This is a genomic window from Paraburkholderia caffeinilytica, assembly GCF_051027425.1.
GTDB classification, from domain to species: domain Bacteria; phylum Pseudomonadota; class Gammaproteobacteria; order Burkholderiales; family Burkholderiaceae; genus Paraburkholderia; species Paraburkholderia caffeinilytica_A.
The window spans coordinates 1,476,943-1,502,192 of record NZ_CP186553.1; the positions used below are offsets into that span (position 1 = coordinate 1,476,943).

Consider the following 25,250-nt stretch of genomic DNA (forward strand, 5'->3'; position numbering starts at 1 on the left):
GTCTCCGGATAGTTATCTCGTCATGGCTTTTCTTCTGCTGTCACGGCCGTATCGGGCCGCGCGCCGCCTTGCATTCGAGATTTGTTTGTCTGATGTCGACGCGAAATGAGGGGCCGCTTGGGGTCGCCGCATCGACATCGCTTGATGTTATCCATCTCGCTCAATATTCGAAAATTAAATGTTCAAATGCCTGTCAGTGTAAAATCGAATACTGTTGATCAGACGTATGCCGTTATCCAGCATTGCGGCGTCTGATTGGAGGTTCAATGAAATCCAACGCCAAAGCGCGTACACCGCTATTCGATCTGGATTTGCTGAAGGCCATCGTCATGGTGGCCGATTGCGGCACTTTTACAGCGGCTGCCGCACGGCTTCATTCCACGCAGTCCACCGTGAGCCAGAAGGTGCTGCGCCTGGAGGACATGGCGGGACACAAGCTACTCGAGCGAGGCAGTCGCGACGTGAGTCCGACCGATGCCGGCGAAACGCTGCTTGCCTACGCGCGCCGGATGCTTGCACTCAACGATGAAATGATCGAGGCGCTCTCGGGTGCGACGGTGGGGCTGACTGTCCGGCTGGGCGTGCCGGAAGATTTCGTCGGCGGGCCGACAACTCATATGCTTGCTGCGTTCAATCGCAAGCATCCGCAGGTGAAACTGGAAGTGACCAGCGGATTGAGCCGCGATCTCGGCAACAGTTACGATCGCGGTGACCTCGATTTGATCCTCGTGAAGCAGCGGCGCAATAGTCGTGAGGCAGTTGCGTGCTGGCCGGAGCAATTGAGGTGGATCGACAGTGCGAAGAATCCTTCGTTTCAGCTCGATCCGATCCCCCTCGTTGCGTTTCCGCCGCGCGGGCTATACCGCGACGACATGACCAACGCCATTGAAGGGCTCGGACGCCGCTGGCGGCTTAGCTTTATCAGTTCGAGTTTGAGCGGAATTCAGGCAGCCGTTGCCGATGGTCTTGGCATCAGTCTCTTGCCCGCACGCGCGGTGACGGCGGATCACGCTGTGCTGACACCGAAAAGCGGGCTGCCTTCAATCGAAACCATGGATATCGCGCTGCTGCATCGCCCGACGGCCGATGCCGCTGTCAAGGAGCTCGCGCGTGCGTTGTCGCGTATGTTGGGGCCGCAGCGGCGGTGAAGCGGGCAAGTATCGGTGATCGAGGAAACGCCCCTAAAACAACTCCAGAATCCGGTGATACATCATCCCAAGCTCAAGCGCCGGCCCACGCAACGCGGGGCCACCCGGAAAGCGCGCATGCCGCAACTGCGCGAACAGATCGAAGGCCGCCGTCTCACCAGCCATAGCTTTAGCAATCACGCGCCCGGCAATTCCGGTCAACGCCACACCGTGCCCTGAGAACCCCTGCACGTAGAAGTAATTCGGATCGATCGAACCGAAATCCGGCGCACGATTACGCGTTACGTCGACGAAACCACCCCACGCATAGTCGATTCGCACGTCGCCGAGTTGCGGGAACACACCGATCATGCGTTTGCGAATCTCTTCACCGAGCTGCACGGGCGAGGCCCCGGTGGAACTCGCCCGCCCGCCGAACAGCACCCGATGATCGGCCGACAGACGGAAGTAATCGAGGAAAAAGTTGTTGTCGCAAATCGCCTCACGTCCCTTGATCAACGCGTCGGCGCGTGCCTGACCGAGCGGCTCCGTGGCAACAATGTAAGAAGCAATCGGTGCAATACGCGCAGCCACCGGCGCGGGCAACACGTCGCCGATCGTGGCATTGCCGCACGCCGCGACAAAGCGGCAGCGCACCTCGCCACTAGCGGTTCGCACCACAGGCCGCGCGCCGCGCACGACTTGGATCACCGGCGAATGCGCGAACAGTTGGGCACCTTCACGACGTGCTGCGTCCGCGAGACCGAGGCAGTATTTGAGCGGATGCAGATGGCCCGAAAACGGATCGTAGACACCCGCCAGATAACGTTTCGAAGCGACGCGTGAACGCACTTCGTCGGTATCGAGCCACGCGAGTTTCGTATAACCCCAGCGTTGCGATGCGGATTCCATCCACGAACGCAGATCCGGCACACGCTTCGGTTTTGTCGCGACAGTCAGATAACCGGAGGTGAAATCGCAATCGATGCCGTAGCGTTCGATACGCTCGCGCACCAAGGCGACGCCTTCGACCGACATGGCCCATGCGGCGCGTGCGCCATCGAGCCCGAGTTGCCGTTCGATGACCTCGTCTTTCGCGAAACCCACCAGCGTTTGTCCACCGTTGCGGCCCGATGCGCCCCAGCCCGGACGATGCGCGTCGAGCACAACCACCGACAAGCCACGCGCCCGGCATTCCAGCGCCACCGACAAACCGGAGAAGCCCGCGCCGATCACGCAGACGTCGGCCTCCAGCGAGCCGTCGAGCATTGGATCGTCGACCGAAGGACGCGCGGCGCTCGCTTCGTAGTAGGAGTTGGCGATCAGCGCGTCGGCGCGGTGGTCGAGGGTGTTGAAGCCAGGAGTCGGTGCATTCATCAAAGCAGGTCCTTCATTCGATACCAGGCCATCGCAAGCACGAGGGCAGGGGTGCGCAGTGTAGCGCCGCCAGGAAAATCGCGGTGACGAATCTTGCCGAACAGATCGAAGCGCGACGCCTGGCCGTCAATTGCTTCAGCGATCAGTTTACCCGCGAGCCCGGTGGTGTTCACGCCGTGGCCGGAAAATCCCTGCGCGAAATAGACCGTGGGCGAGAGCCGGCCGAAATGCGGCGCGCGATTCATCGTAATGTCGACGAAACCGCCCCACGCATAGTCGATTTTGACATCGTCGAGTTGCGGGAACGTCTTCAGCATATCGCGGCGCATCGCTTCACCGAGGTTGCGCGGCGCGAGTTTGGAATAGCTGACTTTGCCGCCCCACAGCAAGCGGTGGTCGGGAGCGGGGCGGAAATAGTCGAGCACAAAGCGGCTGTCGCACACGGCCGCTTTCGCCGGCATCAGCGCTTCGGCGCGATCGGGGTCGAGCGGTTCGGTGGCGATCACGTAGGTGCCGACCGGCATGATTTTGCTGGCGACGTCCGGCGCGAGCTGGCCGAGATAGGTATTGCAGGCAAGCACGACAAATTGCGCCTGCACCTTCCCGCGCGCGGTTTCGGCCACATGCCGGCCGTTTTCCTCGCGCAATGCGGTGACGCAACTGTCTTCGAAAATCTGCACGCCGGCGGCGCGTGCCGCACGCGCCAGGCCGAGCGTGTAATTCAACGGATGCAGATGGCCGCTGTCCGCATCGAACAATCCGCCGAGGTAGCGTTGCGATTGAACATAGTTGCCGACGCCATCGGCATCGACATAACTGAAACGGTCGTAACCGAAGCGTTTTTGCGCTTCGTCGCGCCATTTTTGCAGGGCATCCGTATCGCGCGGTTTGTTCGCCGCGGTCAGATAGCCGATGGTCAGGTCGCAGTCGATCTGATGCTTCGCGACGCGCTCCTTGACGATATCCAGGGTTTCGAGCCCCATGTCCCAAACACGCTTCACGTCATCCGCAGGCATGAACTTCGCGAATGTATCGATATCGCAGGCAAAGCCGCCGATCAACTGGCCACCGTTGCGGCCGCTCGCGGCCCATCCGACTTTCGATGCTTCGAGCACCGCGACCGAATGGCCGCGTTCGGCGAGATTCAGCGCAGTCGAGATACCGGTGAGACCCGCGCCGATCACGCAGACGTCGACGTTGAGCGTTTCTTCGAGCGGCGGATGGCGGGTGGTGTCGTTAGCGGTTGCTGCGTAATACGAGGCGACGTGAGGCTGGTTCGAGAATCGGAGCATAGGCAGAGCAGGCAGAAGAGGCCCTGGCGCGTGGCCCGCAAACCAGCCGGGCCACGCGACGAGGCGGGTCGTTTTAGAACGAGTAGATGAGTTGCGTGCCGAGCAGATCGTTAGACTTGCCGTACGAACCGTCGTTTTTCAGGAACACCTGCTTGTTGGCCCAGTCGTGACGATATTCCACCTTGACCGTGATTTGCTGGGTCGGGTAGAACAACAGGTCGAGCGAGACGTCCTGATGGGTGGCGCCCTTGCACTCGAAGCCGAGGCCGCCATTCGACTTCGAATTGGCGAGACAGTCCGCGCCGATACCGAAGCCGTCAGCCGTGTCCATGCCGTTCGCATTCAGCGCGACGCCACCGCCGCCGCCGCCGTTCTTGCTGTCGACCAGCACGTCATAGCGAGCGGTTACGCCCATACGGCCCAAGCCCGGCATGCTGAACTTGCGGTGCGCGAGCAGCGACAGGCCGTACCACTGTGCCTGGCCACCGTTGAACGCGGCGTTCTGCTGCTGACCGTAGTCGATTTCGGCGTTGTACTGAACGTCGGCCTGGGTGTAGGCCAGATCCGCTTCGCCGAAGAAGAACGTGCCGTACGGATTAGTCGACTGACCGCCAACACCGTATACGCCCGGCAACACGTTTCCGCTGGAATCCGTTGCTTGCGCGAGCGTTTGACGGCCGATATTGAACGAACCGCCAATATCCAGTGCGCTCGACCACGTGTAGTCGACGCGAGCCGTAAACGTCGGGATCTTGTTGCTGCTGGTGATCGGGTCGCCCAGCGAGTTGGTGCCGGTTTGAATCACCGAGCCATACGTGCGGTACTGTTCGTTGCCCAGCATGAACTTCCATGCCCAGTTGCTGCCGTCACCCGTATAGTTCACGCCGACGCCGACATAGCTGCCCGGATCCGAGAAGTCGTACAGCAGGTTGTGCGTGAGCGTCAGCATCTGATTCGACTGCTGCACTTCATAGCCGCCGAAGCTCGGCATCAAACCTGCTACGAAGGTCGTTGTCGCCGTCACAGGAACGGTCACGACAGCCGTATTCAGAAGGTTGTTGCCGATATTGCCGTGCTCGTTCTGCAGCAGCGTAATGCCGTTGCCGCGGTTCGGCATCAGGGTGATTTCGGCCGACGGCGCCATCGGGCCGACACCGAAGGTCTTCTTGATGTCGAGGTACAGATCGCCGAACGTACTGTTGAAGTAGTTGTAGCTGCTTTCGTGGTTCGCGAACAGGAACGACGAGGTGCTTGCCGCGCGGTTGTAGATGTAGGTCGGATCGATATAGCCCGTGACCGAGAGACCCGCGAGCGGACCGGTATTCGCCGCGTCCACCAGCGAGTCGACCTTCAACTGCTGATTGGCGATCTGCTGCTTCATCGAATCGACCTGATCGTTGGTCAGCGTCGCGCGTGCCTTGCCGTAATCAGGCGAAGAAATGTCCACCGGCGCTTCCGCGACGGCCGGTGCAGCAGCCGGCGCGACGGTAGCCGCCGCCTTCGGCTTGGACGCTACCTCTGAACGCAACTGCTTCACTTCTTTTTGCAGTGCGTTGAGTTGGGCCTGGAGCGCCTTGATCTGGTCGCTGGTGGCGTCTGCCATGGCAAAGCCTGGCAAACTCCCCGCCACCAACAGACAGATGAGCTTCTTTCTCATGCAAATTCTCCTTATTGGTCGTATTGCAAAAGGGACTTCTTATGCGCTTGCCGTATCGAGTGGCTTCCGTACGGTGGCTTGTTGTGGTGCTGACGGCAACGGGTCGGCGGCGTCGGCAAGTGCGAACGCCATCTGCATGTCGCGATTACGCTTGCGCTCACGCACCTGCATCCAGCGGTTGACGGCGATCACGCCGATCGTCACCGTGGTGATGAAGATCGTGGCGAGCGCATTCATTTCCGGATTCAAACCGAGGCGTACGCGCGAGAACACGACGAGCGGCAGCGTGGTCGAGCCGGGGCCGGACAGGAACGCGGAGAGCACGAGATCGTCGAAAGACAGCGTGAACGACAGCAGCCAGCCGGACATGAGTGCCTGCGAGATCAGCGGCAAGGTGATCAGGAAGAACACCTTGAAGGGTGTCGCGCCGAGATCGAGTGCGGCTTCCTCAAGCGACTTGTTGAGTTCCTTCACCCGCGATTGCACGATGATCGCCACGTACGAAACGCACAGCATCACGTGACCGATCCAGATCGTGAAGAGACCGCGGCCCTTCGGCCAGCCGAGCATCTGTTCGAGCGCGACGAACAGCAGCAGCAGCGAGATGCCCTGAATCACTTCAGGAATCACGAGCGGCGCATTGATCATGCCGGCGAACAGCGTGAAGCCGCGAAAGCGTCCGAAGCGGGCCAGCACGAAGCCTGCCCACGTGCCGATCACCACCGACGCGCACGCGGTCAGCAGACCGATTTTCAGCGACAGCCAGGCGGCACTCAGCAGTTCGTCGTCTTGCAGCAGCGCGCCATACCATTTGAGCGAAAAGCCGGACCAGACGGTGACGAGCTTCGACTCGTTGAACGAATACACCACCAGGCTGATGATCGGGATATACAGAAACAGAAACCCGAAAGTCAGTACGCTATTGGAAAGCGTTCTATTTGGCTTGATCATTTCGCGCCCTCCAGTTCCTTGACCTGGTAGTACTGGAACACGGCCATCGGCACGAGCAGCAGTAGAACCATGGCGACGGTGACAGCGGATGCCATCGGCCAGTCCATATCGTTGAAGAATTCATCCCACATCACGCGGCCGATCATCAGCGTGTCGGCGCCACCGAGCAGTTCAGGAATCACGTACTCGCCCACCGCCGGAATGAACACCAGCAGACTGCCGGCGATGATCCCGTTCTTCGACAGCGGCAAGGTGATGCGCGTGAATGCCGTCCAGGGTTTGCAACCGAGGTCGTAAGCCGCTTCGAGCAGCGTCAGATCCATTTTCACCAGATGCGCATACAGCGGCATCACCATGAACGGCAAGTACGAATAAACCATGCCGATATAGACGCCAATATCCGTGTGGTAGAGGCGCAACGGCGAATGAATCATGCCGATGGCCATCAGCGTGTGATTGAGCAGGCCGTCGTCCTTCAGAATGCCGATCCACGCGTAGACACGGATCAGGAACGACGTCCAGAACGGCAGCATCACGCCCATCATCAGCAGGTTGCGCTTGGCGGGTTCCGAACGCGCGATGTAGTACGCAATCGGATAGCCGATCAGCAGGCAGAAGAAGGTCGAGATCGCCGCCATCTTCAGCGAGCTGATGTACGTTGCGATGTACAGATCGTCCTGCAGCAGGAAGGCGTAGTGGCTGAGCTGCATGGCGAAGTGCACCATGCCGTCCTTGACCGTCACGAGATCCGTGTACGGCGGAATGCCCAGGCGCAGATCGGCGAAGCTGATCTTCAGCACCAGCACGAACGGCAACGCGAAGAATACGAAGAGCCACAGGAACGGCACGCCGATCACGGTCGTGCGGCCCGACGGCACCAGTACGGAGAGGCGTTTTTTCAGCGAGCCGAGCAGGCGGCTGCCGGACGGCGCGCCAAGCGCCGCGGGGGAGGTAGTGGGATTGCTCATTGCGTCAGCACCACGCCGCTAGCCGGCGACCAGTAGACGAACACGTCGTCGTTATAGGACGGCGCACCTTCGCTCATCAGGTGCGAGCTGGAGAGATTCGACACGACGGTCTTGCCGCTCGGCAGGCGCACGTGATACAGCGAATAGCTGCCCATGTACGCGACATCCGAGACCACGCCGCGCGCCCAGTTGTGCGGCGTCGCGGGCTTCTCGAGCGAGACCTTCACGCGTTCCGGACGCACCGAGATGCCCACCGGCATGCCGAGCGGCCCGGTAATGCCGTGGCTGACGTAGATGTTCGTTTCGAGGTCTTCGCTTTCGACGAAGATGTGATCCGGTTCATCCGCGACCACGGTGCCTTCGAACAGATTGGTCGAGCCGATGAACTCGGCCGAGAAGCGGCTATTCGGAAACTCGTACACCTGGCTGGGCGAGCCGATCTGCACAATGCGGCCTTCGCTCATCACGGCGAGGCGCCCGGCCATGGTCATCGCTTCTTCCTGATCGTGCGTGACCATTACGCAGGTCACGTCGACCTTCTCGATGATGTTCACCAGTTCCAGCTGGGTCTTCTGGCGGATCTTTTTATCGAGCGCCGACATCGGTTCGTCGAGCAGCAGCAGCTTGGGGCGCTTGACGAGCGAGCGAGCCAGCGCCACACGCTGCTGCTGGCCGCCGGACAACTGGTGCGGCTTGCGCTGCGCGTATTTGCTCATCTGCACGAGATGCAGCGCGTCGGCGACGCGTTCCTTGATCTCGTTCTTCGGTGTGCCTTCCTGCTTGAGGCCGAAGGCGATATTCGCTTCGACGCTCATATGCGGGAACAGCGCGTACGACTGGAACATCATGTTGACCGGCCGCTTGTACGGCGGCATCGCGGCGAGATCTTCGCCGTCGACGAAAATGCGCCCCGACGTAACCGACTCGAGTCCTGCGAGCATGCGCAGAAGGGTGGACTTGCCGCAGCCTGAGCTGCCGAGCAGCGCGAACAACTCGTTCTTTGCGATGCTCAGATTGACGTTGTCGACAGCGGTGCTGTCGCCGAATTTTTTCACGACATTTTCAATGCGAACGAATTCGTCCGATTTCGATTTTGTCGTCGGTGCGGGGCGGGCCATCTGGGTGGCGCTGGCCGTGCTATTTGAGGTCGTCGAGTTCATGATGTAACCATTCCTTGCGGATCGCGAGCGCAAGTGTCTCCATACGAGTCGCCCAAGGCGGCTCGCAAGATGCGCTGCGATCGGAAAACATGGGACTGCGCGCAGGTGGAACCCTAAAGCGCAGGCTGACTACCGTTACTGCCATTCATGCGCTCAGGGTTCAAGCGATCCCTGAGCGCGGGATAAAAAGTTTTTAGTTTGGCTTAATCAATGGCCGGTTTTAAGCTGCGCCCAAAGACGATTTTCAAGGCGCAGAATGTCGGTGGGCATCGGCTTCATCAGTGTCATTTTGCTCAACACTTCATCGCCCGGATAAACGGTCGTATCCTGTGAAACACCCGGTATCACGAACTGGCGCGCGGCCTTGTTCGCAGTCGGATAGAACACTTCATTGGTGATCGCCGCGTTGACCTTCGGGTCTTCAATGTAGTTGATCCACTTCAGCGCGGCTTCCGGGTGCGGTGCGTCTTTCGGGATCACCATCACGTCGAACCACAGCAGACCGCCTTCCTTGACGTTCGAGAATTTCACCTGATACGAACGCTTGGCTTCAGCGGTACGGCGGCTGGCAATGCCGACGTCGCCGGACCATGCCACTGCGACGCAAACGTCGTTGTTAGCGAGGTCGTTGATGTAGCCGGACGAATTGAATTGGGTGATATAGGGGCGGACTTTCTTCAGCACTTCGAACGCGGCCTGGTAGTCGGCGGGGTTCGTGCTGTTCGGATCCTTGTGCATGTATTGCAGCGTCGCAGCGAACACGTCGACCGCCTGATCGAGGAACGACACGCCGCAGCCTTTCAACTTCGACAGATTGGCCGGGTCGAACACGAGTGCCCAGCTATCCACCGGTGCATTCGCGCCGAGTGCTTTCTGCACGGCCTGGACGTTGTAGCCGATACCGTCGGTACCGTAGGCCCAAGGCACACCGTACTGGTTGCCCGGATCGGCGTCGGAGATCATCTTCATCAACACGGGGTCGAGATTCGACAGGTTCGGCAGCTTCGATTTGTCGAGCTTCATGTACACGCCGGCCTGAATCTGCTTGGCCATATAGTTCGACGTGGGCACCACAATATCGTAGCCGGAACTGCCCGCGAGCAGTTTGGCCTGCAACGTATCGTCGCTATCGTAGTTGTCGTACTTGACGTGAATGCTCTGCTGCTTCTCGAAGTTCGGAATCGTGTCTTTGGCGATGTAGTCCGACCAGTTATAGACATTCAGTTCCGTGTCGGCCGCAAGGGCCGGCGTAACCGACAACGCCGCAAAACCCGTGAAGGCGAGAAGCGCGGCCCCCGCGACCGCATGACGAAGATGACAAACGCTCATGGTTTTTTCCCTTGATGTGGAGAACCGGCATGGGCGCGTATCGTGGGTGTGCTCATGCCGGAACGAACTGCCGTTACGAAATTCCGAGTTGTTGTGCCGTCGCGTCGATGGCGTACTTCGCCTTCGAAACGATCTCATCTATTTCCAGCTTGTTGATTACGAGCGGCGGCGACAGCAGCATCCGGTCGCCGGTGGCGCGCATAATCAGATTGCCATTGAAGCAGAAGTCGCGGCAGATCGTGCCGACGTCACCGCCATTGGCGAAACGCTTGCGCGTTTCAGGGTCTTCTGCGAGTTGCAGCCCGGCCACCAGACCCGCGCCGGAGATTTCGCCAATGATTGGATGATTGGCGAAGGTGTCACGCAATTTCTTCTGGAAGTACGGACCCGTGTCGGTCTTGACGCGCTCGACGATCTTCTCGTCGCGCAGCAGCTTCAGATTGGCGAGCGCCACCGCCGCAGCCACCGGATGGCCGGAGTAGGTGAGGCCGTGATTGAAGTCGCCGTGCTCGATAATCGCCTTGGCCACGCGATCGTGCAGGCCGACTGCGCCCATCGGCACATAACCGCTCGTCAGGCCCTTGGCCAGCGTGATCAGATCCGGCTCGAAGCCGAAGTGCTGATGCGCGAACCATTCGCCGGTCCGGCCGAAGCCGCCGATCACTTCGTCGGCCACCAGCAGGATGTCGTATTTGCGGCAGATGCGCTGGATTTCCGGCCAATAAGTCGAAGCCGGGAAGATCACGCCGCCCGCGCCCTGGAAAGGCTCACCGATAAACGCGGCCACGTTGTCCGCGCCGATCTCGAGGATCTTCGCTTCGAGTTGCTGCGCGCGGGCGAGTGCGAATTCTTCCGGCGTCAGATTGCCTTCTGCTTCGCCGAAGAAATACGGCTGGTCGATATGCACGATGTTCTCGACCTTCGAGGGCATCTGTTCATGCATGTAGCCCATGCCGCCCAGCGTGCCGCCCGCGATCGTCGAACCGTGATAGCCGTTCTTGCGCGAGATCACGACCTTCTTCGAATGCTTGCCTTGCGTCGCCCAGTATTGATGGACGATGCGCAGCACGGTGTCGTTGCCTTCCGAGCCGCTGTTGCAATAGAAGAAGTGGTTGAACGGTGCCGGCGCCAGCTCCGCGAGCAAGGCCGACAGTTCGATCACCGGCGGGTGAGTCGTCTTGAAGAAGGTGTTGTAGAAGGGCAGTTCCTGCATCTGGTGGTATGCGGCGTCGGCTAGTTCCTTGCGGCCATAACCCACGTTCACGCACCACAAACCGGCCATGCCGTCGATGATCTTGTTGCCATCCGAATCCCACAGGTACACGCCCTGTGCCTTGACGATCACGCGGCTGCCGGCGCGATTGAGCGAACCCATATCCGAGAACGGATGAATATGGTGCGCGGCGTCGAGCGCGCGGTATTCGGCGGTGCTGCGTTGTTGCGTGGCCTGCGCGCCAGCAGCGGCGCTGGGTTGAATGGCCGGTTGCACGTAAGCGACTTCTTCTGTTCTGTAGCTCATACTGCCTCCAATTTTTTCGCGTTTGCGGGCGACGTCGTCGATAAAAGTCTTAGACGTGCAGCAGCAAATGCCGGCGTTCCCACGAACTGATCACGCGGAAAAACGCTTCGTATTCGGTTTCTTTCAATGCGAGGTAGGCTTTGACGAATTTCTCGCCGAGTACTTCGGCGATCGGCTCGCAGGCGCCCATCAGCGTCAAACCCTCTTCGAGGTTGCGCGGCAACTGGTACGGCAATTCATAACCGTCGCTCAACAGCGGCTCGGTGGCTTCGAGGTTTTGCGTCATGCCGAGATAGCCCGCGGCGAGCGTTGCGGCAATCGCCAGATACGGATTGCAGTCCACGCCCGGAATGCGGTTTTCGATGCGGCGCGCAGCCGGGCCCGAATGCGGAATCCGGAAACCCACCGTACGGTTGTCGTAACCCCATGCCACGTTGATCGGTGCGGCCATGAAGCGCGACAGGCGGCGATACGAGTTGATGTACGGCGCGAAAATCGGCATCAGTGCCGGCGTGTATTTCTGTAGGCCGGCGATATAGCCGGTAAACAACGAGGTGGGCTTGCCGTCCGCACCGGTGAACAGATTGTGGCCGGTTTCTTCGTCGACGAGGCTCTGGTGCATGTGCATCGCCGAACCCGGTTCGCCTTCCATCGGCTTGGCCATGAAAGTCGCGTACATCTTGTGACGCAGCGCGGCTTCACGCACCGTGCGCTTGAACAGGAACACGCTATCGGCTAGTTTCAGCGGATCGCCGTGCATGAAGTTGATTTCCATCTGCGCGGCGCCGACTTCGTGAATCAGCGTGTCGACTTCCAGTTCCTGCACCTCGCAGTATTCATAGATGTCTTCGAACAACGGATCGAATTCGTTGACCGCTTCGATCGAATACGCCTGACGCCCCGTTTCCGGACGGCCCGTGCGGCCGATGGGCGGTTGCAGCGGCAGATCCGGGTCCTTGTTCATGTCGACCAGGTAGAACTCGAGTTCCGGCGCGATAACCGGCTTCCAGCCTTTGGCCTTATAGAGTTCGAGCACGCGGCGCAACACGCGGCGCGGCGAAATCGCGACGGGAGTGCCGTCGAAGTGAACGCAATCGTGAATTACCTGGGCGGTCGGATCGACGGCCCACGGAATCATGCGGATGGTGCTGGCGTCGGGAACGCACACCATATCCGGATCGGTGACGCCGGTGAGCGTGCCGTCTTCCGGATAGTCTCCTGTGACGGTCTGGATCATCACCGCTTGCGGCAAGCGCATGGACTCGCCGGATTCGAACTTGCTGCGCGGAATGATCTTGCCGCGTGCGATCCCGGCCATATCCGGAATGATCGCTTCGATTTCGGTGACGCGGTTCTGTTTCAGAAATTCGTCGATTTCATGCATGGTTATTCTCTCAGTTTTGGTGCGCGACCGGCTCAGGCATGCGTGGCAGCGGCGGATGCCGCGCCATAGCCGGCCTTGGTGCGCATTCGATCGCGGCAGGCGTCGCCGAAGGCGCGGAAGATCGCGGTGGAAAGCGCGTCGCTGGCATGCTTCCATTCCGGGTGCCACTGCACACCCAGCGCGAAGGCACGCGCATCTTTCACACTCGCCGCTTCGATCAATCCGTCCGGGGCAGTGGCTTCAGCCACCAGTCCCGCGCCCAGCCGCTCGACGCCCTGACCGTGCAATGAATTCACACGCGCTTCATTCGTGCCGCCCGCGAGGCGCTGCAACAAGCCGCCCTGCGTCAGCGTGATCGAATGCGACGGTGCGTATTGCACGTCGAGGTCGTCTTCCTTGTTCTCGCGATGGTCGTTCAAGCCGGCCACCGCGTGAACGCTTTGATGCAACGTCCCGCCGAACACCACGTTCATTTCCTGGAAGCCCCGGCATACCGCCAGCACCGGCACGCCTGCGGCGATCGCGGCGCGCAGGAGCGGCAGCGTCGTCGCATCGCGTGCGGCGTCGTGCAGCGTGCCCGGCGCGCTGGGATGGCCGCCGTAGCGGTGCGGCTCGACATTCGAATAGCTGCCGGTGAACAGTAAGCCGTCGACCGTAGCCAGCACGTCTTCGGTGGACTGACGCTCACCGAGCGCCGGCAGCAACATGGCCAGCGCCTGTGAGCCGTCCACGATCGCGGCGATGTACTTCTCGCCGGTGACATGCGACGGGTGGACTCCCATCATCGTTCTGTCGGCGCTGATGCCGACCAGGGGTTTGTTTCGCATAACGGATAGACGTGTATGTTCCCCGCGGGACGCGGCACGAACAACGTTAAACACGGCGCGGCAACATTCCGCAGCCGGACGCAAGGCGTCAGGCCACCGGGTAGTGCAGGCGGTCGTCGTCAGCGGGACGCGCCGCGCGTGGTAATTAGATGTGCCGTTCGATTCGGTCCGTTGCGGTGCGCAACTGATCTGATCCGCGTGAAGCGTATAGACGGCAGACGGCACCGCACACGCACGAACGCATAGCTCAAGAGAGCGCATTCACGCAAACGGACGAATCGAACGGCGGAAAAGGGGGAGGCGCTACGGCAGCAGCGAGGCGACTTCGTCCGTACGCACAGCAATGAAGGCGCGCGCGGAGATGGAGTTGTGACGTCGAACTGAACGGCGGGACAGGATCGTGAAGACGGACAGAAAGCGGCGGAACGTAAGGCTGCCGTTGCTGCCGTCGGCGATGGCGCCGTCAGCGCGAGGACAACTCGCCTGACTTCGATTCCATCTCACCAAAGGGCCTCGGACTCTCACGATTACACTCGACTAGCGACGTTGAAAGTATTGAACGCTTGCTCGAAAAACGCACAGGGCGTTTAAAGAAACATCACGCTGGGTTGATCGCCTCTGATCGATGCGAACTGGGTTCGCTGCGCCAGAAAACACCGTTTCGTGCTTCGTGACGCCGGCATGACGATCGCCTGAGAACCATCGTATACGAGCCAATAATGCCGTCAAATCATTTTTATAAAAGATTTATCAGGGCTTTCCCGAGGGTGTCGCCAGAAACACGGTCTGTGGGAACATTCGTTGCGCGCGTCATATTTCGGAATCCTTTCAGGGTTTTCCCCAGCGGCGCAACGATTAAAGTGATTAGAATATTCAACACTCGCGGGCACACGTTGCCCGAGCCCACGCGCCCGATCGTCTCCCATGTCAGAGAACCTAGCGATGTCCATAGAAGTAGCGACCCGCCTGCAGTACATCCGTAAGAAGAACGGCCTGTCTCAGCGTGAGCTGGCGAAACGGGCGGGTGTGACCAATGGCACGATCTCGCTGATCGAACAGAACCGCGTGAGTCCGTCGGTCGGCTCGCTGAAGAAACTGCTTGAATGCATACCAATGAGTCTCGCCGAGTTCTTCACTTTTGAAGTCGAAGCGGAGCGCTCTGTCGTGTCACGCCGTGCCGACATGCCGAATCTCGGCAACGAGTCGATTGAGTTCTATCTCGCGGGCTCCAGTATCAAAGACCGCAATATGGGCATTCTGCGTGAGGTTTATCAGCCGCTGTCGGATACAGGACCGGAGATGCTGGAGCACGAGGGGCACGAGGGCGGGGTGGTGGTCCGAGGTCAGATCGAACTGACGGTGGACGGCATCACGTGGTTGCTCGACCCCGGTGACAGCTACTACTTCGAAAGCCGTCTACCGCATCGTTTTCGCAATCCCAGCGCGGAGCATCTCTGCGAGATCGTGTCGGCCAATTCGCCGCCCACGTTCTAAAGACTCCGCGCCAACGCGCCGCGACGCAGTTCCAAGCCGCCTGAAGTCGATGCCGGCGTGCGTCGAGCGCATAACATTGAGGCATCCTGATGGACACGAAATCTCTCGCTTTCTGGCAAGACAAAGCCGCTACGCTTTCGATCGAAGGCCGCGCGTTTATCGACGGCGAATACCGTGACGCGGCTGGCGGCCGCACGTTCGACTGCCTGAGCCCGATCGACGGCAAGCTGCTCGCCAAGGTTGCCGACAGCGGCGCGGCGGATGTCGACGCCGCCGTGGCCGCCGCACGCCGCGCGTTCGATTCCGGCGTATGGTCCGGCCTCAATCCGCGTAAGCGCAAGGCGATTCTGTTGCGCTGGGCCGCGTCGATCCGGGAGCACATGGACGAACTCGCGCTGCTCGAAACGCTGGACGCAGGCAAGCCGATCGCCGACACCACCACGGTGGACGTGCCGGGCGCGGCCTATTGCGTCGAGTGGTTCGCTGAAGCGATCGACAAGGTCGGCGGCGAAGTCGCGCCGGCCGATCATCATCTGGTGGGGCTCGTCACGCGCGAGCCGATCGGTGTGGTTGCCGCCGTCGTGCCGTGGAATTTCCCGATCCTGATGGCGTCGTGGAAGTTCGGCCCGGCGCTCGCCGCGGGTAACAGCGTTGTGCTGAAGCCTTCGGAGAAGTCGCCGCTCACCGCGATTCGCCTTGCTCAACTCGCGCTGGATGCGGGCATTCCCGCCGGCGTGTTCAACGTAGTGCCGGGCGCGGGCGAACCGGGCAAGCTGCTGGCGCTGCATCAGGACGTGGACTGCCTCGCCTTCACCGGCTCGACCAACGTTGGCAAGCTGATCATGCAATACGCCGGCCAGTCGAATCTGAAGCGCGTGTGGCTCGAACTCGGCGGCAAGTCGCCCAACATCGTGATGCCCGATTGCCCCGACCTCGACCGTGCGGCCAATGCGGCGGCCGGCGCGATCTTCTACAACATGGGCGAAATGTGTACCGCGGGTTCGCGCCTGCTCGTGCATAAAGACATCAAGGACGTGTTCCTCGACAAGCTGATCGCCGCCGCGCGCAGCTATACGCCGGGCAATCCGCTCGACCCGCAAACCTCGATGGGCGCGATTGTCGATAACGTGCAACTCGAACGCGTGCTCGGTTATATCGAAGCGGGCCGCGCCGAAGCGAAGCTGCTGCTGGGCGGTTCGCGCGTCAAGCAGGAGACGGGCGGCTTCTATATCGAACCGACCATCTTCGAGATTCCTGCTTCCGGTGCGAAGGTTGCGCGTGAGGAAATCTTCGGGCCGGTGTTGTCGGTGATTACGTTCGACACGGTTGAGGAGGCGATCAGGATCGCTAATGACAGCGAATATGGTCTCGCCGCCGCCGTGTGGACCTCGAACCTGACCACCGCACATGAGGTGTCGCGCAAGCTGCGTGCCGGTACGATTTGGGTCAATTGCTACGACGAAGGCGGGGACATGAATTTCCCGTTCGGCGGCTACAAGCAATCGGGCAACGGCCGTGACAAGTCGCTGCACGCGTTGGAGAAGTACACCGAGCTGAAGTCCACGCTCGTTCGGCTGCGCTAAAGGATTCGCAAGCCAGCGCGGCGGCGTTTGAAAGAAACGCCGTCGCGTTCCCAATGAATCCGAGGCCGGACGTCGCACGCATCACCTGGAAGCCCCGCGTGCAACGCCGGCATGTTTAGGTATCAGGTCATCCATGACTGAACTCATCTATGGCGACGGCGCGATCCGTCGTCCGTCGCTTTATGGCTCGTCGATCGAAAACACCTATGCGGGTGTGTTGTCGTTCATGCGCCGCAAGTACACCCGCGAACTCGACGGCGTCGACGTCGTGGTCTCCGGCGTGCCGCTCGATCTCGCCACCACATTCCGTTCGGGCGCGCGTCTCGGCCCGGCGGCGGTGCGCGCGGCGAGCGTGCAATTGTCGGAGCTGCATCCGTATCCGTGGGGCTTCAATCCGTTCGACGATCTCGCCGTGACGGACTACGGCGACTGCTGGTTCGACGCGCACAATCCCATGACGATCAAGGAATCGATCGTCGAGCATGCACGCACGATCCTGCGCTCGGATGCGAAAATGCTGACGCTCGGCGGCGATCACTACATTACGTATCCGCTGCTGATCGCGCATGCGGAGAAGTACGGCAAGCCGCTTTCGTTGATTCATTTCGACGCCCACTGCGATACGTGGGCCGACGACAGCCCGGATAGCCTGAATCACGGCTCGATGTTCTACAAGGCGGTGAAGGACGGTTTGATCGATCCGAAGACTTCGGTGCAGGTCGGCATTCGCACATGGAACGACGACTTCATGGGCATCAATATCCTCGACGCCGCGTGGGTTCACGAACATGGCACGCGCGCGGCGGTGGAGCGGATCACGTCGATTGTCGGCGAGCGGCCCGCCTATCTGACCTTCGATATCGACTGTCTCGATCCGGCGTTCGCGCCGGGCACGGGCACGCCGGTGGCGGGCGGTTTGTCGTCGGCACAGGGGCTGGCTATTGTGCGTGGACTCGGTGCGTTGAATCTGGTCGGCGCGGATGTCGTGGAAGTGGCGCCCGCATATGACCAGAGCGAGATCACGGCGATTGCGGCCGCGCATATCGCGTGCGATCTGTTGTGTCTTTGGCGGCAACGGAAAGTGGCTGAACGCTAGGCACGTTCAATCGTCCTGAAACGCAAGCGATGCCGTGCAGGCGTTAGCCCATCGACGACGATCGATCGGGCTGACGCCGGCCTTCGCGCAAGCCGAGCGTGTAGGCAGCGAGCGCGCCGCTCATGATCGCGAGTTGCCACATCAGCATGTCGCTGCCGCGTGCCTTCATGGCGAAACCGGCGATGAGCGGCCCCACGATCGAACTCGCGGTGAAGGTGAGCGACACGAGCCGCATGTTGCGCGTGAGTGCTGCTTTGTCGCTGCATGCCGCCGCGACCATGCCGAGCGTGATGTACGCGCTATTCATGCCACCTAGCAGCAGTGCGCTCGCGTCGGCGAGCCATGAGGCGGGCGCGGCGAGCGCGAAACCGCCGATCGCCAGCGTGCTGAGCGCGGCGCAGACGATCACCGTGGCGGCGAGGCCCGCGCGATCGGCGAACCAGCCGACCGGAAATTGCAGCACCATCCCACCGACACCGAATAGCGTGAGCAGCGTAGCCGTCTGCGTGGTGCTGAGACCGTGGGCGTCGGCGAAGAGGGGGAAGAGCCCATAGAGCGCGCCATCGCCGATGCCGCCTGCCGCAACGACCACCATGCCGAGGCTGACCATTGGGGCAATAGGACCGACTGAGGCGCGTTTTGCGGCACTGTCTGTTCGCACAGGCCGTGCTGATTTGACTGCAGCGGGCCTATCGTCCGACGCAGTCAGCCACAGCGGAAGGGCCGCCGCAAACGTGAAGGCCGCGCCGGTCGCGAACGTGATGCGTCCGTCGACTGCGCACCACACCGCCAATGCCGGGCCGATCACGCCGGCGGTGGCAATCAGCGCTTCGTGCACGCCCACGACACGTCCGCTGGACTCAGCCGGCACAAGCCGATAGAGCCACGTTTCATTGGCGATCCAGCGCAAGCCGATGCCGAACCCAGTCAGCAGACCGGGCACGAGCCACAACGGCCACCACAGCGCGCTCATCGTCGCGAACGCAACAACTGTGGCGGCGAGACCGAGCGATACCGTGCGCTTCGCGCCGATCCGTTCCACCAGCCACGGCGCGATCAACAAACCGGCCAGCATGCCGGTCCATTGCGAAGCGGAGAAGAGGCCGGCGCGCGGTGCGTCGAGGCCACGCTGCGCGAGCCACACGGGCAGCACCATGAAGCCGATGCCGAACTGGCCGATCTGCGAGAGCGCCGAGACCGCGGTCAGCGCAGCGATCGCCGGCCAGCGCACCGGCGCGGCGGTATTCATGTGCCGCTCCGAGCAGGCATGGGCAGACCCTGTTCGCGGCATTCGACCGGGCAGCCGGCTTTCAGACAAGGGCCGTCGTCGCAGAGGCGGCACAGTTGCATGGCGTGCGCCGGATCGCGGGTCTCATTCCACAGGATCTTGATCAGCAGGCTTTCGAGTACCTCGCGCTCGGGCTCGTCGAGTTGCCCGACGATGCGTTGCAGCATCTGGTCGCGTGCCGTTTGCAGGCGTTTGGCTTCACGTTTGCCGGAAGCGGTCAGCGCAAGCGCGACGGAACGTTTGTCGGCACCTGATTTCTTTTCGATGAGACCGGCGTCTACCAGTCCCGCGACGGCGCGGACCGCGGCCGGATGCGACAGATCGACCGCCTCGCGTAACACCTCAATGGATGAATCGGGATATTGACCGACTGCATTGAGCATGGCGCGGGCGGTGGGGCCCGCGAGCGCGGCCATGGCAGGCTGCGCGTTCATCTCGTCCGTGATCAGCAGGGCGAGCACGCCAAGCAGGTTCTCTGTGCGCTGCGTCATGGCAACACCTCAATGTGTGCAACGTGCATATATGCATAGTGCACACATTGAGCGCGATGCGCAAGCGGTTTTTAATGTGGCTTCGTTTTGTTCTTCGTCGAGCGGGTTCAACCGCTCGCGGCGGGGCATTGTCACCCGATTGTCACTTCGCCAATCTCGCACGCACGGTGTATTCGCCCTCGTTGCCCTCGTCTTCCGCCATATGCGCCATCGCGGTCTCGAAGTCGGGCGGCAGCGGTTCGACCGGATAACCGCGTTTTTCCCACGCGTCGAGGCCACCCTTGAGCGCTTTTACGTGGTGGATATTCTTCCGATGCAACTGGGCGACAATCCGCTTGGCCGTCGCTTCGTTGGGACACACGCAGTAGACGACAATTGGCCGCTTCAGCAAGTCGGGATGCAGAGGCTCGGGCGAATCGAGATCCAGCAATTGCGCGCCCGCAATCCGGTGCGATTCTTTCGCACGGATGCTGTGCGGCCGCGCATCGAGGATCAGGGGCGGTTCATTGGACTTCATCAGTTCGTCGAGCTGGTCCGGCGAGATGCGGATATGTGCGAGCCAGCGGCGAAATTGCCAGCGACGTACCCAGCGATAGAGGAGCACGGCAACGAAGATCACCGCGAACGCGTCGAAAATCGTACCGCCGTTGTGGCGCACGAGTAGAACGAGTTGCACGATCTGATCGTCGAGCGCGGCGCCGCCGATCACCCACACGCTGGCCCACAGCATCGCGCCGACAAAATCCCACAACAGGAAAACGCCGACGTTGATGGGCGTGGTGCCGAGCAGCGGCGCCGAGATCAGGCCGAGACCGGGCAGGAACTTCGCGACGGTGAGGATCGGCGCCCCGTACCGTTCATACGTATTGCGTGCGACGCGGACGGTGGTGTCGAGCGAGAGCGAAAAGCGCACCAGATGAGTCAGCAAACGCCGGCCGTATGTCCGTCCGGTGAAGAACCAGAGCGTGTCCGCCAGCAGCGTTGCGCAGACGGCGGCCCCGATGACGCTGGCGTAAGAGGTTTGTCCCATGGCGGCCATCGTTCCGCCGAGGACCAGCATCGGCGCCGCGGGAATCGGCAGGCCAAGTTGCGTGACGAGCACGCTCATGAACACGGCCCACACGCCCAGCGAGGGTGGAATAGCAACTGGAAAATGCCACACAACCACGCTCCTGTTGATGCGATGAAGGAATCTGGAACAGTCGGCGCTCCGCCCGCGCGCAGACGGCCCGCATGGCGGACACGTCGTGCCGGTTCGGTTGGCGCAGTACAGCGGCCGGCTGGATCGTTCTGCCGGCCGGCACGGACGCAACGGTGCCAATGCGGATTTAAGCACAGGTTGATGAAAGGGCGCTGCGGGGCGGGCTGAGTACCCGCAAAAATTCAAAGGGAAAGAGCGGCTGACCGTTCGGTGGTGCCGCTGTGCAGCCTGTTCACGTCGCTGCTCAGCGGCGAGCAAAACGCCAGATCGGCACGGACGGCGGGCAGGCGGAATTCGCTACAATCGTTGGACACACACAGATACAACGGAGACACCGCATGGCAACCCTTCAGCCGATCAGCCGCTACCCCGTGCCTGAGCCCAGCGAGTGGCCGGACGACATCCGCGCCCGCATTCTGGAAGTGCAGGAGAAAGCCGGTTTTGTTCCGAACGTATTCCTGACGCTGGCGCACCGGCCGGATGAATTCCGCGCGTTTTTTGCTTACCACGACGCGTTGATGCTGAAAGAAGGCGGCCTCACCAAGGGCGAGCGCGAGATGATCGTCGTCGCCACGAGTGGCGTGAATCAATGCCTGTATTGCGTGGTCGCGCACGGGGCGATTCTGCGCATTTACGAAAAGGCGCCGCTGCTTGCGGATCAGGTGGCCGTCAACCATCGCAAGGCGGATATCACGGCGCGTCAGAAGGCAATGCTCGATTTTGCGCTGAAGGTCTGCCGCGAATCCGGCACCGTCGACGATGCCGATTTTCAGACGCTGCACGAGCACGGCTTTTCGGATGAAGACGTGTGGGATATCGCGGCCATCACGGCATTTTTCGGTTTGTCGAACCGGATGGCCAACGTCATTTCCATGCGGCCGAACGACGAGTTCTTTCTGATGGGGCGCGTGCCGAAAGCGGCGGCGGATGTGCCGCGAAAATAGCATCGGAGTTGCCGGCTGTGGACTCGCGGCACGCGGTGCGCGCGGATGCGTGCTCACGCGCGTATGCAGGTATGCTCGCCGACACGCCGACACGCCGACACGCTCACACCCGAACCCTCACGCAGCCGCCGGCTCGTTTCGAATCGCCGACGTACCAACGGCCTTGTCGTCGATTGGGAAGTGCAGCATCGCGGCGATGAGTCCTGCGACAACCGTGGCCTCCCACAGCAGCGAATACGACCCGGTCATATCGAACACCAAGCCACCTAGCCACGCACCCAGAAACGAACCGATCTGGTGGCTTAGAAAGCAAACCCCGAAGAGGCTGCCCAGGTGCCGCGTGCCGAACACTTTCGCCACGAGTCCGCTCGTCAGCGGGACGGTGCCGAGCCAGGTCAGACCCATCACCGCTGCGAAGATCACGACCGAAGCGGAGGTTTTCGGCAGCAGAAAGAAAGCGCCGATCGTCACGCTTCGAATCAGGTAAAGCCAGCCGAGCACATGGTGCTGGCGGAACCGGCCGCCCAGCCAGCCGCATCCCCAACTGCCCGCCATGTTGAACAGGCCGATCAGCGCGAGCGCGGTTGCGCCCAGTCCGACAGGCATATGACAGAGCGTCAGATATTCAGGCAGATGAGTGGCGATAAACGCGAGTTGAAATCCGCAGGTGAAGAAGCCGAGCGTCAGGAGCCGATAGCCGCGATGCCGGGCCGCCTGAGCGAGTACCTTGCGAAGCGGCGCAGCGGGCGGTTCCTGGACGCGCATGCCGACACTTTGACGCCGGTCGAGCACAATGCCGAGCGGCGCGATCAGCAGCATCAGGAAGGCCAGTACGAAGAGCGAGGTGGCGATACCCGAGCTGAGCCGGATGCTCTGCACGAGCGGGATCATCAGCACCTGTCCTGCCGAGCCGCCTGCGCTGACGAGACCCATCGCCATGCTGCGTTTTTCTGGAGACGCGATGCGGCCGACCGCCGGCAACACCACACCGAACGTCGTGCAACTCACGCCGATGCCGACCAGCAGACCCATGCCGACGATCAGCATCGGACCCGATGGCGCGACCGCCGCGAGGCCCAGGCCCGCTGCGAATGTCGTCGCGCCGAACGCGACCACCGGCGCCGAGCCGAAGCGGTCCGCGGCGGCGCCCGCGAACGGTTGCGCGAAACCCCACACCAGGTTGTGCAGCGCGATGGAGAAGGCGATCAGCGTGACGGGCAGGCCGCGGTCGAACGAGAACGGGCCGATGAAGAGACCGAAGGTTTGCCGGATGCCCATGGCGGCGCTCAGAATCAGCGCGCCGGCGAGGATCACGAGCGTCGTTTGAGTCAACGGGAGGGCGAGGCGTTTGCTGTTTGTCGTGGACATGGTTCTGATCTCCTTCGACACCATGGTCGCAGCGAGCGTCAGAAGCAGCAAAGGAAAAGACTTTGACGACAGGTGAGCGCGGCTCACCTGTTCAGATTGATCGCACGGTTCAGTGGTTGGCGCTGCGCAAGTCCGGGTCGGCAGCAGCAGACGGGTTGTCGAACGGTGCAGCCTCGCTGAGCAGCCACTGCTTGAAGTCGGACAATTCCGGGCGATGCTCCGCGCGCTCCGCGTTTTGCGCGGACACCAGCCAGTAGGCCGTGGAGGACGAGATCGTTTGTGGACAGGCTTCGACGAGCGTGCCGTCCGCGAGATCGCGGTCCACCAGCGGCCGTCTGCCGAGCGCGACACCGAGGCCCATGCTCGCGGCTTCGAAAGCAAGCTGGATCGTGTCGACGCGCAAGCCGTCGTTCAATTCGACACCCTCGATGGCGACCCCGTCTACGGCGACCCCGTCTATGGCGACCCCGTCGAACCACGCCTGCCAGTCCTCGCTTGCCGAGTTCACGTGAATGAGCGTCGCGCGACCCAGATCGACGTTGCCGTGTTCGTCGCGCAGATTGTCCATGTAAGCAGGGCTGCACACCGGCACCAGGCGCTCGCCGAACAGGCGCGCCCAGGCGGTTCCCGCGACCGGGGCACGGCTCAGGCGAATGGCGAAATCGAAACCGTCGACGGGAAAGCCGACATGACGGTGCGAAGTATCGACGGTGACGTTCGCGTGCGGCCAGCGCGAGCGAAAGGTGGCGAGGCGCGGCAGTAGCCAGCGCGAGGCTAGCGTGGGCGCGCAACTCAGCGCGATCGGGCGATTCGCGCGGAGGTTCGGCAGACGCTGCGTGCCGATCGCGATCAACGAAAACGCTTCGGATACGTACGACAGATAGTCGACGCCCGTCGCCGTGAGCGAAATTCCGCGCGGCTCGCGCACGAACAGTTCGACGCCGAGCGACTGTTCGAGGCCGACAATACCGTGACTAACCGCGCTCGGCGTGACGTTCAGTTCCGCGGCGGCGAGCTTGAAACTTTGGTGCCTGCCGGCCGCCTCGAAGAAACGAAGCGCTGGCAGAGGTGGCAGACGAAGCGGCATGGTGCATCCCCAAAGGCGGCGCGGCGGGCGCCGTGACGGTGCATTGGCGCGCTGGCGCGCGCATGCTGTTTCGCGAAAGGATACCTTGCAATGCGGTTCCGATCGTTATCCGTGGGTTGTCCGCGCGTCGTCCGTATGTCGTCCGTATGTCGAACGGATATGCCTGAAAGTCCTCACGGGACGGCCGGAAAAATTTCGCCGATGTTGTCGATCTACGGGCTCGCCGTTCGTCGTAGCCAGATAGGGGCGAAAAACGCGTTCGCGTTGGTGATCGCGTTCGCGACGCCTGCATCGCGCCGCTATCGTGCCCTTTATCCTTTTTACCGCAAGAGGAGGTGGCTGATGACTGACGTAGACCCGTCCGCACAAACGCTGAAACCGGCCCGGTTGCTGGCCGACTCGCCTCGCCGGTTTCCAGGCGAGAGTGGGGAATATCGCCGCGCGCGCAACGACTTGCTGGCCGAGGAAATCGAGTTGCGCCGGCAGATCGAACGCGTGGCCGTGCAGCGCCGCGCGCTGCCGCCTGGCGGTGTCGTGCCGCAGAACTATCGCTTCGAGGGCGAGGCGGGCGCGGTGACGCTGTCGGAGATGTTCGGCGCGCATGACACCCTCGTCACCTACAACTGGATGTTTGGCCCGCGGCGCGCGCGACCCTGTCCGATGTGCACCTCGCTCCTGAGCGCTTACGACGGTGAAATGCCCGACATCTTGCAGCGCGTGGCATTCGCCGTGATCGGCCGCTCGCCGATCGACAAACTGGTGGCGTTCAAGAAAGAGCGCGGCTGGCGGCATCTGCTGCTGTATTCGTCGGGCGGCAATACTTTTAACCGCGACTACGCCGCGGAAGATCCGGACGGCGACGATCATCCTGCCTTCAACGTGTTCACGCGTTCAGGCAGCACGGTGCGGCACTTCTGGGCCGACGAAATGGGGCCGTCGACAGCGGACCCGGGTCAGGATCCACGCGGCGCCCCGGATGTGATGCCGATCTGGACAGTGCTCGACATGACACCCGGCGGCCGCGGCGCCGACTGGTATCCGAAGCTGGAATATGGCGCGGTGGCGCGCTAGTTACGCACGTGCGGTGCGAGTGTGTTTTGCACATGC

Annotated in this window: 22 protein-coding genes; 6 read left to right on the forward strand and 16 right to left on the reverse strand. The window is 61.6% G+C overall.

Annotation, left to right across the window (positions count from 1 at the left end):
* Positions 1–266 precede the first annotated feature (266 nt).
* The gene (locus tag ACOSV0_RS27085; protein WP_434115307.1) at positions 267–1,148 is read left to right on the forward strand and encodes a LysR family transcriptional regulator; all 882 of its coding nucleotides are present in this window, start codon (positions 267–269) and stop codon (positions 1,146–1,148) included.
* A gap of 33 nt (positions 1,149–1,181) precedes the next feature.
* Here ACOSV0_RS27085 and ACOSV0_RS27090 read toward each other — a convergent pair whose 3' ends face one another.
* The 11 genes from ACOSV0_RS27090 to ACOSV0_RS27140 form a co-directional block, all read right to left on the reverse strand.
* Complete coding sequence (locus ACOSV0_RS27090) at positions 1,182–2,504, reverse strand: NAD(P)/FAD-dependent oxidoreductase (protein WP_434115308.1); 1,323 nt, start codon at positions 2,502–2,504, stop codon at positions 1,182–1,184.
* Positions 2,504–3,796 carry an NAD(P)/FAD-dependent oxidoreductase gene (locus ACOSV0_RS27095; RefSeq protein ID WP_434115310.1) on the reverse strand — a complete coding sequence of 431 codons (1,293 nt, stop codon included), beginning with the start codon at positions 3,794–3,796 and terminating at the stop codon, positions 2,504–2,506. Before ACOSV0_RS27095 ends, ACOSV0_RS27090 begins: the two co-directional genes overlap by 1 nt.
* Before the next feature lie 73 nt (positions 3,797–3,869).
* On the reverse strand, positions 3,870–5,453 hold the full coding sequence (locus tag ACOSV0_RS27100; protein ID WP_434115312.1) for a DUF3138 family protein: 1,584 nt from the start codon (positions 5,451–5,453) through the stop codon (positions 3,870–3,872).
* 39 nt (positions 5,454–5,492) lie between these two features.
* Positions 5,493–6,404: an ABC transporter permease subunit gene (locus ACOSV0_RS27105; protein WP_434115315.1), complete on the reverse strand. Its 912-nt coding sequence runs from the start codon at positions 6,402–6,404 to the stop codon at positions 5,493–5,495.
* Positions 6,401–7,372, reverse strand: coding sequence for an ABC transporter permease subunit (locus ACOSV0_RS27110; RefSeq protein ID WP_434115317.1), 972 nt, complete (start codon positions 7,370–7,372; stop codon positions 6,401–6,403). The genes ACOSV0_RS27105 and ACOSV0_RS27110 overlap by 4 nt, the downstream gene beginning before the upstream one ends.
* Positions 7,369–8,532, reverse strand: coding sequence for an ABC transporter ATP-binding protein (locus ACOSV0_RS27115; RefSeq protein ID WP_434115319.1), 1,164 nt, complete (start codon positions 8,530–8,532; stop codon positions 7,369–7,371). Before ACOSV0_RS27115 ends, ACOSV0_RS27110 begins: the two co-directional genes overlap by 4 nt.
* A gap of 207 nt (positions 8,533–8,739) precedes the next feature.
* Positions 8,740–9,861: a polyamine ABC transporter substrate-binding protein gene (locus tag ACOSV0_RS27120; RefSeq protein WP_434115321.1), complete on the reverse strand. Its 1,122-nt coding sequence runs from the start codon at positions 9,859–9,861 to the stop codon at positions 8,740–8,742.
* 73 nt (positions 9,862–9,934) lie between these two features.
* Positions 9,935–11,380, reverse strand: a complete 1,446-nt coding sequence (locus tag ACOSV0_RS27125; protein ID WP_434115323.1) for an aspartate aminotransferase family protein — start codon at positions 11,378–11,380, stop codon at positions 9,935–9,937.
* Between the two features lie 49 nt (positions 11,381–11,429).
* Positions 11,430–12,764 carry a glutamine synthetase family protein gene (locus tag ACOSV0_RS27130; RefSeq protein WP_434115325.1) on the reverse strand — a complete coding sequence of 445 codons (1,335 nt, stop codon included), beginning with the start codon at positions 12,762–12,764 and terminating at the stop codon, positions 11,430–11,432.
* Between the two features lie 32 nt (positions 12,765–12,796).
* Positions 12,797–13,591 (reverse strand): gamma-glutamyl-gamma-aminobutyrate hydrolase family protein, encoded by a 795-nt coding sequence (locus ACOSV0_RS27135; RefSeq protein WP_434115327.1) that lies wholly within the window; start codon positions 13,589–13,591, stop codon positions 12,797–12,799.
* Positions 13,592–13,894: 303 nt separating this feature from the next.
* Positions 13,895–14,116: a hypothetical protein gene (locus ACOSV0_RS27140; protein WP_407945944.1), complete on the reverse strand. Its 222-nt coding sequence runs from the start codon at positions 14,114–14,116 to the stop codon at positions 13,895–13,897.
* A gap of 417 nt (positions 14,117–14,533) precedes the next feature.
* On the opposite strand from ACOSV0_RS27140, the gene ACOSV0_RS27145 reads away from it, so the two are divergent.
* The 3 genes from ACOSV0_RS27145 (at position 14,534) to speB (ending at position 17,764) form a co-directional block, all read left to right on the forward strand.
* Positions 14,534–15,085, forward strand: coding sequence for a cupin domain-containing protein (locus ACOSV0_RS27145; RefSeq protein ID WP_434115328.1), 552 nt, complete (start codon positions 14,534–14,536; stop codon positions 15,083–15,085).
* A gap of 89 nt (positions 15,086–15,174) precedes the next feature.
* On the forward strand, positions 15,175–16,668 hold the full coding sequence (locus ACOSV0_RS27150) for an aldehyde dehydrogenase (protein ID WP_434115329.1): 1,494 nt from the start codon (positions 15,175–15,177) through the stop codon (positions 16,666–16,668).
* Positions 16,669–16,801: 133 nt separating this feature from the next.
* Positions 16,802–17,764, forward strand: coding sequence for an agmatinase (gene speB, locus ACOSV0_RS27155; RefSeq protein WP_434115331.1), 963 nt, complete (start codon positions 16,802–16,804; stop codon positions 17,762–17,764).
* A 43-nt stretch (positions 17,765–17,807) separates the two neighbouring features.
* Here the strand turns inward: speB and ACOSV0_RS27160 are convergent, their stop codons facing one another.
* The 3 genes from ACOSV0_RS27160 to ACOSV0_RS27170 all read right to left on the reverse strand — a co-directional run bounded on the left by ACOSV0_RS27160 (position 17,808) and on the right by ACOSV0_RS27170 (position 20,705).
* Positions 17,808–19,013, reverse strand: coding sequence for an MFS transporter (locus tag ACOSV0_RS27160; protein ID WP_434115333.1), 1,206 nt, complete (start codon positions 19,011–19,013; stop codon positions 17,808–17,810).
* Positions 19,010–19,543: a MarR family winged helix-turn-helix transcriptional regulator gene (locus ACOSV0_RS27165; RefSeq protein ID WP_434115335.1), complete on the reverse strand. Its 534-nt coding sequence runs from the start codon at positions 19,541–19,543 to the stop codon at positions 19,010–19,012. The genes ACOSV0_RS27160 and ACOSV0_RS27165 overlap by 4 nt, the downstream gene beginning before the upstream one ends.
* Before the next feature lie 142 nt (positions 19,544–19,685).
* Positions 19,686–20,705: a VTT domain-containing protein gene (locus ACOSV0_RS27170; RefSeq protein ID WP_434115337.1), complete on the reverse strand. Its 1,020-nt coding sequence runs from the start codon at positions 20,703–20,705 to the stop codon at positions 19,686–19,688.
* A 377-nt stretch (positions 20,706–21,082) separates the two neighbouring features.
* Here ACOSV0_RS27170 and ACOSV0_RS27175 point away from each other — a divergent pair, with 377 nt between their 5' ends.
* Positions 21,083–21,688, forward strand: coding sequence for a peroxidase-related enzyme (locus ACOSV0_RS27175; protein WP_434115339.1), 606 nt, complete (start codon positions 21,083–21,085; stop codon positions 21,686–21,688).
* 117 nt (positions 21,689–21,805) lie between these two features.
* Here the strand turns inward: ACOSV0_RS27175 and ACOSV0_RS27180 are convergent, their stop codons facing one another.
* Positions 21,806–23,056 carry an MFS transporter gene (locus ACOSV0_RS27180; RefSeq protein WP_434115341.1) on the reverse strand — a complete coding sequence of 417 codons (1,251 nt, stop codon included), beginning with the start codon at positions 23,054–23,056 and terminating at the stop codon, positions 21,806–21,808.
* A gap of 109 nt (positions 23,057–23,165) precedes the next feature.
* A complete protein-coding gene (locus ACOSV0_RS27185) occupies positions 23,166–24,143 on the reverse strand; it encodes a LysR substrate-binding domain-containing protein (protein ID WP_434115343.1) in 978 nt (325 codons plus the stop codon).
* A gap of 342 nt (positions 24,144–24,485) precedes the next feature.
* On the opposite strand from ACOSV0_RS27185, the gene ACOSV0_RS27190 reads away from it, so the two are divergent.
* Entirely contained in the window at positions 24,486–25,214 is a 729-nt protein-coding gene (locus ACOSV0_RS27190; protein ID WP_434115345.1) for a DUF899 family protein, read from the forward strand.
* Positions 25,215–25,250: the final 36 nt, after the last annotated feature.

Excerpts from the sequence above, each read along its gene's own strand:
- ACOSV0_RS27085 (WP_434115307.1), top strand. The coding sequence starts at position 267 with ATGAAATCCAACGCCAAAGCGCGTACACCGCTATTCGATCTGGATTTG.
- ACOSV0_RS27090 (WP_434115308.1), bottom strand. The coding sequence starts at position 2,504 with ATGAATGCACCGACTCCTGGCTTCAACACCCTCGACCACCGCGCCGAC.
- ACOSV0_RS27095 (WP_434115310.1), bottom strand. The coding sequence starts at position 3,796 with ATGCTCCGATTCTCGAACCAGCCTCACGTCGCCTCGTATTACGCAGCA.
- ACOSV0_RS27100 (WP_434115312.1), bottom strand. The coding sequence starts at position 5,453 with ATGAGAAAGAAGCTCATCTGTCTGTTGGTGGCGGGGAGTTTGCCAGGC.
- ACOSV0_RS27105 (WP_434115315.1), bottom strand. The coding sequence starts at position 6,404 with ATGATCAAGCCAAATAGAACGCTTTCCAATAGCGTACTGACTTTCGGG.
- ACOSV0_RS27110 (WP_434115317.1), bottom strand. The coding sequence starts at position 7,372 with ATGAGCAATCCCACTACCTCCCCCGCGGCGCTTGGCGCGCCGTCCGGC.
- ACOSV0_RS27115 (WP_434115319.1), bottom strand. The coding sequence starts at position 8,532 with ATGAACTCGACGACCTCAAATAGCACGGCCAGCGCCACCCAGATGGCC.
- ACOSV0_RS27120 (WP_434115321.1), bottom strand. The coding sequence starts at position 9,861 with ATGAGCGTTTGTCATCTTCGTCATGCGGTCGCGGGGGCCGCGCTTCTC.
- ACOSV0_RS27125 (WP_434115323.1), bottom strand. The coding sequence starts at position 11,380 with ATGAGCTACAGAACAGAAGAAGTCGCTTACGTGCAACCGGCCATTCAA.
- ACOSV0_RS27130 (WP_434115325.1), bottom strand. The coding sequence starts at position 12,764 with ATGCATGAAATCGACGAATTTCTGAAACAGAACCGCGTCACCGAAATC.
- ACOSV0_RS27135 (WP_434115327.1), bottom strand. The coding sequence starts at position 13,591 with ATGCGAAACAAACCCCTGGTCGGCATCAGCGCCGACAGAACGATGATG.
- ACOSV0_RS27145 (WP_434115328.1), top strand. The coding sequence starts at position 14,534 with ATGTCCATAGAAGTAGCGACCCGCCTGCAGTACATCCGTAAGAAGAAC.
- ACOSV0_RS27150 (WP_434115329.1), top strand. The coding sequence starts at position 15,175 with ATGGACACGAAATCTCTCGCTTTCTGGCAAGACAAAGCCGCTACGCTT.
- speB (WP_434115331.1), top strand. The coding sequence starts at position 16,802 with ATGACTGAACTCATCTATGGCGACGGCGCGATCCGTCGTCCGTCGCTT.
- ACOSV0_RS27160 (WP_434115333.1), bottom strand. The coding sequence starts at position 19,013 with ATGAATACCGCCGCGCCGGTGCGCTGGCCGGCGATCGCTGCGCTGACC.
- ACOSV0_RS27165 (WP_434115335.1), bottom strand. The coding sequence starts at position 19,543 with ATGACGCAGCGCACAGAGAACCTGCTTGGCGTGCTCGCCCTGCTGATC.
- ACOSV0_RS27175 (WP_434115339.1), top strand. The coding sequence starts at position 21,083 with ATGGCAACCCTTCAGCCGATCAGCCGCTACCCCGTGCCTGAGCCCAGC.
- ACOSV0_RS27180 (WP_434115341.1), bottom strand. The coding sequence starts at position 23,056 with ATGTCCACGACAAACAGCAAACGCCTCGCCCTCCCGTTGACTCAAACG.
- ACOSV0_RS27185 (WP_434115343.1), bottom strand. The coding sequence starts at position 24,143 with ATGCCGCTTCGTCTGCCACCTCTGCCAGCGCTTCGTTTCTTCGAGGCG.
- ACOSV0_RS27190 (WP_434115345.1), top strand. The coding sequence starts at position 24,486 with ATGACTGACGTAGACCCGTCCGCACAAACGCTGAAACCGGCCCGGTTG.